The organism is Dyella sp. OK584, assembly GCF_057787755.1.
Window position 1 is genome coordinate 3,732,324 of the sequence record NZ_CM173542.1, and the last position, 12,153, is coordinate 3,744,476.

At 58.9% G+C, this 12,153-nt stretch carries 8 protein-coding genes; 4 read left to right on the forward strand and 4 right to left on the reverse strand.

All coding sequences use genetic code 11. The features are described from left to right. Positions 1–80 precede the first annotated feature (80 nt). From AC3CBN_RS16865 to AC3CBN_RS16880, 4 genes are all read left to right on the forward strand, one after another. Positions 81–2,396 (forward strand): Orn/Lys/Arg family decarboxylase, encoded by a 2,316-nt coding sequence (locus AC3CBN_RS16865; RefSeq protein ID WP_488634144.1) that lies wholly within the window; start codon positions 81–83, stop codon positions 2,394–2,396. A 237-nt stretch (positions 2,397–2,633) separates the two neighbouring features. Then, a complete protein-coding gene (locus tag AC3CBN_RS16870) occupies positions 2,634–4,967 on the forward strand; it encodes an Orn/Lys/Arg family decarboxylase (protein WP_488634145.1) in 2,334 nt (777 codons plus the stop codon). A gap of 30 nt (positions 4,968–4,997) precedes the next feature. Continuing rightward, complete coding sequence (adiC, locus tag AC3CBN_RS16875; RefSeq protein ID WP_488634146.1) at positions 4,998–6,344, forward strand: arginine/agmatine antiporter; 1,347 nt, start codon at positions 4,998–5,000, stop codon at positions 6,342–6,344. Between the two features lie 41 nt (positions 6,345–6,385). Beyond that, entirely contained in the window at positions 6,386–7,684 is a 1,299-nt protein-coding gene (locus AC3CBN_RS16880; protein WP_488634147.1) for an amino acid permease, read from the forward strand. Positions 7,685–7,836: 152 nt separating this feature from the next. On the opposite strand, the gene AC3CBN_RS16885 is transcribed toward AC3CBN_RS16880, so the two are convergent. The 4 genes from AC3CBN_RS16885 to AC3CBN_RS16900 all read right to left on the reverse strand — a co-directional run bounded on the left by AC3CBN_RS16885 (position 7,837) and on the right by AC3CBN_RS16900 (position 11,867). Further along, positions 7,837–9,564: a SulP family inorganic anion transporter gene (locus AC3CBN_RS16885; RefSeq protein ID WP_488634148.1), complete on the reverse strand. Its 1,728-nt coding sequence runs from the start codon at positions 9,562–9,564 to the stop codon at positions 7,837–7,839. A 77-nt stretch (positions 9,565–9,641) separates the two neighbouring features. Continuing rightward, positions 9,642–10,343 (reverse strand): alpha/beta hydrolase, encoded by a 702-nt coding sequence (locus AC3CBN_RS16890; RefSeq protein WP_488634149.1) that lies wholly within the window; start codon positions 10,341–10,343, stop codon positions 9,642–9,644. Between the two features lie 185 nt (positions 10,344–10,528). Further along, positions 10,529–11,041, reverse strand: a complete 513-nt coding sequence (locus tag AC3CBN_RS16895) for a hypothetical protein (protein ID WP_488634150.1) — start codon at positions 11,039–11,041, stop codon at positions 10,529–10,531. After that, a complete protein-coding gene (locus tag AC3CBN_RS16900; protein ID WP_488634151.1) occupies positions 11,031–11,867 on the reverse strand; it encodes a DUF2092 domain-containing protein in 837 nt (278 codons plus the stop codon). Before AC3CBN_RS16900 ends, AC3CBN_RS16895 begins: the two co-directional genes overlap by 11 nt. Positions 11,868–12,153: the final 286 nt, after the last annotated feature.

Sequence of the window (12,153 nt, forward strand, 5' to 3'; positions counted from 1 at the left end):
GCCAGTTACCGACAAGGATCGTCTTCATCCTGGACGGGCATCGCAGCTGTCAGTGAAATCCCAACCTGAGGTTTGCTGCCATGCTTGAACGTCGCAACCAGCGCCAGAAATTTCGCGTACTCCTGGTCCATTCGAAAGCAGGCACCACCGATAGCGCAGGCGGCCGTGCATGCCGGACCCTCGTGGAGGAATTTGCCGACCGAAACATCGAAACAGTAACTGCCTCGGCACCTGAGGACGCTCGCGCGTCCATCGTCTCGGACGCGGCCATCCACGCGATGATGATCGACTGGTCACTGCCGGACGACAGCGGCAAGTCTCAAGACAACGCTCCTGCTATCAGCTTGATAAACACCATTCGTGCGCGCAATACGGACGTGCCGATTTTTTTGCTGACAGAGCGTGACAAGGCCAAGACCCTCAATGTAGAGCTTGTTCAGGCTATCGACGAGCTGGTCTGGCTGCTGGAGGACAGCGCCACTTTTGTCGCCGGGCGCGTGCATGCGGCCATGCAAGTCTATTTCAAGAATCTGTTTGGCCCGCTGACCACCGCGCTCTATACGTTCAACCAGGTACACGAATATTCATGGCACACGCCGGGCCACACCGGCGGCACGGCTTTCCTCAAGCACCCGACGGGTCGCGCGTTCTACGATTTCTATGGCGAGCATGTGTTTCGCACCGACCTCTCCATCAGCGTCGGCGAGCTTGGTTCGCTGCTTGACCATAACGGACCCATCGGCGACAGCGAGAAATACATCGCGCGCATTTTTGGTTCACATCGCAGCTATACCGTTACCAACGGCTCATCCACGTCGAACCGCATCATCTTCATGGCCTGCGTGGGACGCGACCAAGTGGTGCTGTGTGACCGAAATTGCCACAAGTCGATCGAGCACGGCCTCACCATGACGGGCGGCATACCGCAGTACCTCGTACCGTCACGCAACCGCTACGGTCTGATTGGACCCATTTATCCCGAGCGCTTTGATCAGGCGACGGTACGCAAGGAGATTGCTGCGAACCCACTGGCCAAGGGCCTGAAAGACAAAAAGCCAGTCTTCATGGTGGTGACCAACTCCACCTATGACGGCCTCTGCTACAACGTGAAGCGCGTGCTGGAAGAAGTCGGCAGCTGGATGGATCGCGTCCATTTCGACGAGGCCTGGTATGGGTACGGACGCTTCAATCCGCTGTACGCGGGGCGCCTGGCCATGCACGGAGATCCGTCAGACCACGACCCCAAGGGTCCCACCGTTTTCACCACCCATTCGACCCACAAGCTGCTGGCCGCGTTTTCGCAGGCGTCATACATTCATATGCGTGACGGCCGCAACACCGTGCCACACGAGCGATTCAACGAATCGTTCATGATGCACGGGTCCACTTCACCGTTTTATCCCATCATCGCCTCCAATGAAGTCGCCGCCTCCATGATGGACGGCATCAGCGGCAATGCATTGACTCGCGAGAGCATCGATGAGGCGGTGAGCTTTCGCCAGCTGGTGGGTCGGCTTCGCCGCGACTTCGGCAAGAAGAAGGAATGGTTCTTCCGCACCTGGAATCCTGAAAGCGTCAAGGATCCGAAGAGCGGCAAGCGCATAGCCTTCGAAGACGCATCGCAGGAACTCCTTGCCACGAACTCGGACTGCTGGGTACTGCACCCGGGTGATACATGGCACGGCTTCGACAAACTCGAAGATGGCTATTGCATGCTCGACCCGATCAAGGTGTCGGTGCTGACGCCTGGTGTCGAGGACAATGGCTCGCTGGGGAAAATCGGCTTTCCCGCTTCGCTGCTCACGGCTTACCTCGACGCACGCGGAATCGAAGTGGAAAAGACCACCGACTTCGCCGTGCTGTTCCTGTTCTCGATAGGTATCACCAAGGCAAAGTGGAGCACGTTGATCACCGCGTTGCTTGACTTCAAGCGCGACTACGACCTTGATGTTCCGCTCTCACGGATCATGCCTTCGCTAATCGCCAGTCACCCAGGCCGTTATGACAAGCTCGGCCTGCGCGGCCTCGGCGAAGAGATGTTCGCTGAGCTGAAAAAGAGCGGCCAGACGGTTCATCTGCAGAAAGCCTACTCAAATCTTCCGGAAATCCGCATGTCTCCCGCCGATGCATATCAGTTGCTGGTGCGCGGACAAGTGGAGCGCGTCGCGCTGCCCGATCTCGCCAATCGCGTACTTGCCACCAGCATTGTGCCGTACCCACCCGGCATCCCGATGATGATGCCCGGCGAATCGGCTGGGCCCGCAAACGGGCAACACATCGGTTACCTGAAATCCCTGCAAGGGTGGGACAAGCGCTTCCCCGGTTTCGCCCATGACACGCACGGTGTCGAATCGGAAGGTGGCGAGTATTACGTGCAGTGCTTGAAATTGTCCTGATGCAAGTTGGGATCATGACCTTCGCTGAATGGATGAAGCTTGGACATGAGCCTGACCATTCGGCACCTGACTTGAAAAGCCTGAGCATGACGGTTTCCGCGCGTTGTAGCGGAGCCGTCATGTGTCGAAGCCAACGCTGCTAGCCACGCAAGCGATCGGCACAACTTGGTCCGTGATTTGCCATCACAACCTAACCACGCGTCACGGCGGATCATTCGAGGTTGGAGGGTAGACACCATGTCAATGAACAACCCCTGGGTGCTTTACATCACGAGCGACCCGCCGGACGAAGGGTCAGCCTTTCGACTTGTGCTAGAGCGCATCGGTCAGGCCATCCAGGCTCGCGGCATTGAGGTGGTGCGGGCATTGAATTGCGAGGACGGGCTTGCCATTGCGCGAGGCTCGGCAACCTACTCGTGCGTTGCGGTCGACTGGGATCTTGGCGAGACGGCGGCCATGAGCGAAAGCGTCGTGCTCTCGATCATCCACGCAGTGAGAGAGAAATCGCTACGAATTCCTATCTTCCTGCTCAGCCGCAGCACGGGAGTTCGAAATATTCCGCTCAGTGTTATCCGCGAGATTCGCGAGTACATCAACCTGGTGGGCGAAACGCCGGAATTCTTTGCGCGCCGTTTGCAGTTTGCCATTGACGACTATCACCGCGACCTGCTTCCGCCCTACTTCAAGGCCCTGAAGAAGCTGACGGAGGAAGGCACGTATCAGTGGGACGCACCAGGCCACATGGGCGGCGCGGCGTACCTGAAACATCCTGCAGGCGCTGAGTTCCATCGCTTTTTCGGCGAGAACCTCATGCGTGCCGATATCGGCATCTCCAATGCCGAGCTCGGCTCCTGGCTGGATATCGAAGGACCACCGGCGGATTCGCAGCGGATGGCCGCGCGCATCTTCGGCGCCGACTGGACGTTGTATGTGCTTGCAGGGTCATCCGCGTCCAATCGAATTGTTGCGCAGGCTGCCCTCGGCGCGAACGAGATGGTCATCGCCGATCGCAATTGTCACAAGTCGCTTAATCACGCCATGACACTGACCGAGGCCCGGCCCGTGTACTTTCAGCCAAGCCGTAATGGCCTGGGCATGATCGGCCTGATTCCACCCAAGCGATTCACCAAGGAACATATCAAGAGCCTGATTGCGAAGTCGCCCTTGTCGGCCGGTGCCAAATCCCAGGAGCCCGTCTATGCCGTGGTCACCAACCCGACCTATGACGGCATGCTCTACAACGTTGACAAGGTGACCGAACTTCTTTCGGCCAGTGTCCCGCGCGTTCATTTCGACGAGGCGTGGTACGCATACGGCAAGTTTCACCCGATCTACAAGCATCGCTACGCCATGGGCGTGCCTCGCGACATGAAGAACCGTCCTACGGTGTTTGCGGTGCAGTCGACACACAAGATGCTTCCGGCTTTTTCCATGGCGTCCTACATCCACGTAAGCAACAGCAAGCGTGGCGAGATGGCGTGGTCGCCGCTCAAGGAAGCCTTCATGATGCATGGGACCACGTCCCCCTTCTATCCACTGATTGCGTCGCTCGACGTTGCCTCGGCGATGATGGACGAGCCGACGGGTAGCGCCCTTTTGCGCGAGACCGTCCGCTATGCCGTCGAATTTCGGCAGGCCGTGGCATCGGTAGCCAAGCGCCTTGTCAAAGAGGGAGAGTGGTTCTTCACACTATTCCAGCCCGACATGGTCAAGGTCGGTGGCAAGAACGTAGAGCTGTCCGAGGCCCCGGCGGACGCGCTGGCAAACGATCCGAAGTGCTGGACGCTGCGCGTGGGCGAGAGTTGGCACGGGCTTCCGGATGACGTGGTGGAAGATGATTTCTGCATGCTGGATCCCACCAAGGTCACCATTGTGTGTCCGGGAACCGATGCGCATGGCAAGTTGGCTAAGCGCGGTGTACCGGGCGCCATACTCACCAAGTTCCTCGACGCGCGCAGGCAGGCGATTGCACGCACGGGCGACTACACCGTGCTTGTTCTGTTCTCGGTGGGTACGACGCAGGGGAAATGGGGCACCCTGCTTGAAACCCTCCTGGCCTTCAAGCGCCTGTACGACCGCAAGGCCAGCCTTGAAGAAGCACTGCCCGATCTTGTCAGTAGCTACCCGGATCGCTATCGCGACATGACGCTTCCGGAGCTATGCGACGAGATGCACAAGGTGATGACCGACCTTGATCTGCAGGCGATGGCCAACAAAGCCGGTGAAGAGCTTTCCGAACAGGTTCTGTCTCCGTCGGAGGCGTATCAGAAGCTGATCCACAACGAGACCGAGGAAATCCGAATTGGCGATTTGCCGGGCCGGGTAGCCGCACTGATGATCGTGCCGTATCCACCGGGCATTCCCGTGCTGATGCCGGGCGAGCGCGTTGCCACCAAGGGCGGATCGATCGTGCAATTCCTCAAATCGGTGGAGGCGTACGGCAAGCAATTCCCGGGCTTCGGTCGTGAAGTTCAGAACGTACACGCCGATGCCAACGGTGACATGTGGGTGCGTGTGATTGTCGAGAAAACCGCACCAGCCAAACACGGCAAGGGTGGCAAGAAGGCCTGATCACGTACGACACCTGCACGGGACATCGCCATGACGGGACCCAAGAAGATAGGCGTTGTCACCGCTACGCTGATGGTCGCCGGCAACATCATGGGTTCGGGCGTGTTCATGCTGCCGGCGAACCTCGCTGCAACCGGTGGCATTGCGATCTGGGGATGGTTGGTCACCATCATCGGCGCCGTTGCGCTGGCCATGACCTACTCCAAGCTCACCGGGGTAGTCGACAACAGTGCGGGCGGTTCGTATGCCTTCGCCAGACTCAGCTTCGGCGACTTCTCGGGCTACGAGGTGAATGTCCTGTACTGGCTGGGCTCATGGGTCGGCAATGTGGCCATGGTGGTGGTCGGCGTCGGTTATCTCACTTTCTTTTTTCCGTTCCTCAAAAACCCGTTGGCCGCCGCAGTCACCGGTATCGCGGTGATGTGGCTGTTTACGTTCATCAACATTCTTGGCCCGGCACTGACGACGCGCGTGCAGTCGATCGCGATCATCATGGCGATGGTGCCGATACTTGGCGTTGCCGTGTTCGGGTGGCTCAAGTTCAGCGGCCATACGTACATGGAGGCCTGGAACGTCAGCGGGAAGGATTCGATCGGGGCCGTCCAGGGCACGCTGAACGTCACGCTGTGGTCATTCATTGGCGTGGAGACCGCATCGGTGGCGGCGGCTGTCGTTGAAAACCCCAAGAAGAATATTCCGATAGCCACGGTGGGTGGCGTGCTGATCGCCGCCGTGCTCTATGTCGCCTCGTGCACGGCCATCATGGGGATCATCCCCAATGCCGATCTCGTGAAGTCCGACTCCCCGTTCGCCGACGCCGTCAAACCGGTGCTTGGCAACTGGGGTGCTGCGCTGGTATCGCTGTGCGCGGCAGCGGGGTGTCTGGGCTCACTTGGCGGCTGGACACTGGTGGTTGGCCAGACGGCAAAGGCCGCTGCGGACGACGGGCTCTTCCCTCCCCTGTTCGCCGAGATCAACGCAGCAGGCACACCCGCCAAGGGCCTGATCGTCGTGGCGATCGCCATGACCGTCATCATGCTTTTCACCATATCGCCAAGTGCAAGCAAGCAGTTCGGCGTGATCTCTTCCATATCGGTGATCTTCACGCTGGTGGCTTACCTGTATACCGCGGGTTCGCTATTCGTGCTCGCCCGCGGCAAGTGGGGCTCGCACGGCGGCATCTACATCACCTTCGGCGTCATTACCGTCATCTATTCGACCTGGGCCGTGATCGGATCGGACTCGCGTCAGGTGGTGTGGGCATTCGTCATTACCTTGCTGACAACCATGCTCTATGCCCGCAACCTGGCACGCCGGGCCACTGCGGAAAAGACGGTCGGCGGCAACGGGCCGACGGCGGTGGCGCGGGGAAAGTGATTAAGCGGGTGGATGGAGTGTTTAACTGACGGGAAATCTCCATGGCGTCGCAGCAAACAAAGAAAATGGGTCTGGTCGGAGCCTCTTCGCTGGTGGTGGCGAACATGGTGGGCACGGGCGTATTTCTGCTTCCCTCCAGCCTTGCCAACATCGGCAGTATTTCCGTCTATGGATGGATCGTGTCCGCCCTGGGCGCCAGTGCGCTGGGGTTGGTCTTTGCGCATTTGGGCATGGTCGAACCACAGGCGGGTGGACCCTACGCCTATGCGCGCGATCACCTCGGTCCATTTGCGGCGTTCCAAACCAACTTTCTGTACTGGAGTGCGAATGTCATCGGCAACGTCGCCATTGCCATTTCAGTAACGGGCTATCTGGCGGAGTTCTTTCCCGCACTAACCAACCCTTGGCTGGCCAATGGCTGCACGGCGTTCGTGATCTGGCTTTTCATCTGGCTCAACACTCGAGGGGCGAAGACCATCGGTCGCTTCACGACCATAAGCACGGCCGCAGGCATTCTCCCAATCGCCTTCGTTGGTTTGCTCGGATGGCACTGGTTCCGGCCGGACGTCTTTCAGGCGGGCTGGAATCCGCAGTCGCTGCCCACGTCGTCTGCCGTGGTTCAGAGCGCATCGATCGCGCTATGGGCATTTCTGGGTGTCGAGAGTGCAGCCGTTTCTGCAGGCGTCATCGAAAACCCAAGTCGCAACGTGCCGTTGGCAACAGTCATCGGTCTTGTGCTTTCGACGGCTATCTATGTCGGGTGCTGCACCGTCATCATGGGCATTCTTCCGAACGATCAGCTGAAAGGCTCGGCCGCGCCCTTTGCCGACGCTGCGGGCATCATGCTCGGCCCATGGGCAGCCGTGGTGATCTCGCTGGCTGCCATCATGAAGGCAGCCGGCGCGCTGGTTGGCTGGATATTGATTGTCGCCCAGTCGGCGCAGGCAGCAGCCACCGACGGCATGTTCATCCGACAATTTGCCGTAACCAACGACCAAGGCATGCCGACCCGCAATCTCGTCATCACCGGCGTGCTGATGACGCTGATGCTGGCTCTCACCACATCGCCAACCATCGCCACCCAGTTCTCCATCATCACCAACGCGACCGTCGTCCTGATGGCCCTGCCCTATATCTATTCGGTCGTCGCCATGTGGCGACTCAACCAGACTATCGAGCTTCCGACGACAAGAAGGCGGGTACTCGTCGTGGTTGGCATCCTCGCATGCCTCTATTGCGTCGGCGTGGTGGTCGGACAAACGGCACTGCTTGACCGAAGGGCGCTGATCTTTCTCTTGCTGACAACGCCTCTTTTTGCGTTGATGAAGCGCGCGCACTAACGAAGATGCGCGCTAACCACGGCAAATGAATTTCTCGTGCAAGCTGCCCAGCCACATGCTTTGTGCAATCTGACATCCACAATGCACCACACCAGGCCTCATGCCGGTCTTCCCGGGCAGGGCGGCGCCCTCAATAGATACCGATGGCGTTGTTACGCCGACTGCTGACCTGGCGTCGCTTCCGGAGCCGCTGCGTCACGCAAGGCTTCGACGGCAGCATCGATGGTTTCAAAGCTGGTTTGACGAGTTGGCGGCGCGGCTCCTTCTCGATAGCGTTCAATCTCTGCACTCACCCGCTCCGGCAATGCCACAGACGCGATGCCTATGCCCCTGCGGAGCAGTTCATCGCGTAGCTGCACCAGCATCTTCACCGCGGTGTAATCGAGGTTATGGACCTGACCCGCATCAACCACAACCCAGCCAACCCGGGATTGTGCACCCTCAACCATCGCAAAGATCTCCTCCATGAAGCGATTGGCGTTGGCATAGAAAATGTCAGCCTCGAAGCGATAGACAATAACTCCGGGGGCTGCCAACAGGTTAGGCGCCACCGGAACTTCCTGCCATTGCCCAGTCTCACCTCGTGTCAGCACGCGCGTGCGCAAGCGATAACTGTGCCGCGCATGAGCTATGAGTGAAAGCAGGACGGCGGCGATGATGCCGTGCTTGACGTCCACAAACACGACCGTCCCTGCAGTAACGAGGGCCAGGAAGAATTCATCCCGTTGAAGACGGTACAGCTCGCCCATCCCCTTCAGGTCAACCAGCTTCACGCCGATGAGAAAGACGATCGCCGACAGCACCGCTGTCGGCATGAAACTGAGTGGCCTGGTGAAGAACAGAAGAACGAGCAGCACGATGGCCGCTGTGGTCAGATGCGCAATCTGGCTGCGACCGCCCGAATCATCAACCATCTCCGTCTTGGTCGGGCTACCGTTCACCACAAACGTTCCGGTCACTGCTGCGGCCACGTTGGCTCCTGCCAGCCCGACGATATCGAGATTGGCATCGACACGCTCGTTGTAGCGGTTGGCGTAGGCGCGAGCTGTAGCAATGCTCTGGGCGATAATGACAATGAAGCATGAGCCCGAGGTGGCCAGCACCTGATCAAAGTTCTCAAGCTTGAACGCCGGAAGGGACAATGAGGGTAGTCCACTGGGAACGTTGCCGATCACTTCAATGCTGCGTCCCGCGAAGTCGAAGAAAGAGCTGGCCGCAATGGCACCGATCACAGCGATGAGCGCACCTGGAATACGCGGTGAAACGCGCTTGAACCCCGCGATCACGACAAGGACGATGACAGAGAGCACCAACGTTGCGCCATGCGTCTCGCCAAGTCGTCGAAACACGGAAACTATCTGTCCTAGTGGACCGTGCCCTTCTTTCGGCAGTCCAAACAATCCCGCGAGTTCGCTTGCCGCCACCTGTATACCGACGCCGGTCAGGAAGCCGATCAACGCACTGCGCGACAAAAAATCTGCCAGGAAGCCGAGCCGAAAGATGCGCGCGATCACCAACATTGCGGCCACGGTGAGTGCTACGAGGCTCGTCAAGTTGACATACTCAGGGCTTCCCAGGGCAGCTACCGTCGCCAGCGTACCGGCCAGAATGGCTGCGGTTGCCGAGTCCGCCGAAACAACAAGATGACGCGACGCACCCAACAAGGCAAAAACGATGAGCGGAAGCAACATCGTGTAAAGACCCGTGACAGTGGGTGTGCCTGAAATCTTGGTGTAGCCCATCACTTCCGGAATGCCGAGTGCGGCAAGGGTGATACCAGCGACGATGTCATGCGGCAACGCTGCACGGTTCAGCGGCAATAACCCGCGCAGAAAGGTCGATGGGTGCGCCCGCTGATCCATGGGGGCATTAGAAGTCATGTCGCGACCCTCTGATGGAGACCGACCTTTCGGGAAGGTAGCGTTGCGCGCGCTGGTGCGATCGCTCGACCCCAGTGTTACTTACCTTGGATTGCTGCCGTAGCCGCTTCATCAATCAAGGCGGCAATCTCGATCGGCCTGGAAGCCAATGACGCGTGTCCCGCCGGCAGAGTGATGATTTTCTTTGGGTTCATTCGTGCCGACATGAACTTCTCATTCTCCGGGTGGATCATCCGATCCTCGCTGGATATCTGATACCAGCACGGCTTCTTCTTCCACGCCGGTGCGGTGACGGTGTCACCAAACGTGGAAGCCAGTGGCGCCTTCTGAGTGACGGCCATGACCAGGCCCTCGTCCGCAGGGAGGTCCTGGCAGAAACTCTCGTGGAACTTGTCGTACTTGATCCAGAGATAGCCATCACTATCGGGCGCCAGATTGGCGATGGCTGCAGGCGCATGCATCTGGCTGATGCCGCCCGGGCTCTCGCCAGCATCCGGTGCAAATGCAGCGATGTAGACGAGCCCAATAACGTTTGGCATATCGCCCGCCTCGGTGATCACGGCACCTCCGTAGGAGTGTCCAACAAGAATGACGGGGCCGGCCTGTTGCGCCACCATCTTCCGTGTGCGCTCGGCGTCTTCTTTCAACGAGGTCAAAGAAAGCTCCACGGCTCGCAAAGATCCATACCCTTTGCGCGTGAGTTCCAGGATGACCTTGGTCCAGTGAGCTGCGCCTCCCCAGAAGCCATGCACCAGAACAATCGTTGGCTTGTCGCTCATGGCATTTCTCCGCTGGCTTGTTGTGGAATTTCTCTACAACGCACGTGCGTTGTGGCGATACATGCAGACGATTTACCCCGATCAACGGCGGGCCGCCGCAGCCACAGCGGTCCGCCAGTAGCGCCACTCCACAAACACAGGATCGCGTCGGCGAGAACACCGGCAGCAAGGCCGCGCTTGAAATTTCATCCAGGCGGATTGACCACCACGTAGGTAACCTGTGTGCCCGAGTATTGAGGCTGGTACCAGGTGGAACCGCACTGGGTGTAGCCCATGCCATTGATCACCGTGGTCTGACAGCCAGTGCTAGGTACCGTATTGACCACCGAACCGACAACGGCCGCGGTAATTGCCACGGTTGCCGTCACCGCCGCCGCAGTGGCTATCGGGTGATAACAACATCCGCCTACGCCGTGATTCCAGCCGTTATCGACGTTGACGTCGACGTTGCGGTTCACGTTGACGTTGGTGTTGCGGTTGACATTGGTGTTGCGGTTTACGTTGGTGTTGGTGTTGCGATTGGCGTTGGCATTGTGGTTCACATTGCCGCCTCGATTGCCTCCGGCATTGATGTTGGTACGAGTGCCGCCACGTACTTCGCGAGCATCGCTGGCCGTTACTGCAACCAAGCCCATGACGACGATCAGCAGCACGGACAAAAGCACACCTGGTCGGTGAACACGCGTCTTATTTGACATGGCCCTGCTCCTTTGCCGCGGTGGCTGCGCCATCCATCGTGGCGAACGTGATCCGGCGCGCATCCTTGGGCGGCGTGAACGTGAAGGTCGATTCGGGCACTTTGGTCGCGGTATCCCAATTGAGCATCGCGCTGTACTGGGGCTTGGCGTCATCATCGATGGTCGTGATCACCAATTTGCGTGGTAGCGGCTTGTCACCATGCTCGATCCATATCTGCCAATCGACACCTTCCTGCCTGAAGGCGAATTGCTCGCATGCCGCCCCGTTGACGTGTGCTGGACCAATATCGATGGCGCTTTTGATCGCGCTCACATCAGCCGCATCTGTTCCCCACACGAAAAGGTCGGCCACCGGAAGCTCGATGCCGTATTTGTTCTGAAGATCGCTTATCAGCTCCTTCACGGTCGCTGGCGCGGGTGTCGACGCGTAGAAATGCATGCGCGGGGAATACAGCGTGAAGTTTTTGCCGTCGAAGAAAAATTGTCGCTGCAGTCGATCGGTGTTCTGATCGAGGTAGAGCCCATTGGGCTTGTGGAATTTGTAAGTGAGTGCCCCGCCAAACTGGATCTTTTGCCCGCTCAACAGCACCTCGTCGATCGTGCCATCCACGCGCAACGTGAACATATTGAGCGTGCGCAGGTAGGCACCCATCCTGTTGAGTTCATCAATGACACCTGGCTCGATCGCCGGCTCCGCGGCGGCAGCGGACGTCTTTTCCGGTGGTGTGGCCGGTGGCGATTGCGCGGCAGACACGCCGCTCAAAGCAGCGACGAAGATGACTGTCGCTGCCATGACACGAGGACCAAAGCGTTGCAGACTACCCATGACGCGCCTCCTTGTTGAGCTGTTCGATATCAGCGGCGCCCCCAGCTCAATCCACCTCTGCCTTGCTGGCATGAAGCGAGTCGGGGGACATTTCCTTGCAACAGATGCGTTAGTCGAGGCGTGGCCACGAGCCTCCTCCCGCCCGGAACTTCGGAGGCTGGGCAATTGCTTTATTCAACGTTGCGCATCGTTAATGCCGCGTCGCGGTTGGATGAAAGAGCCGGTGCAAAGCCATCATCCGCATGACGGCTGGGATCCAGCACCCTTGCAACACATGGCAGGCACT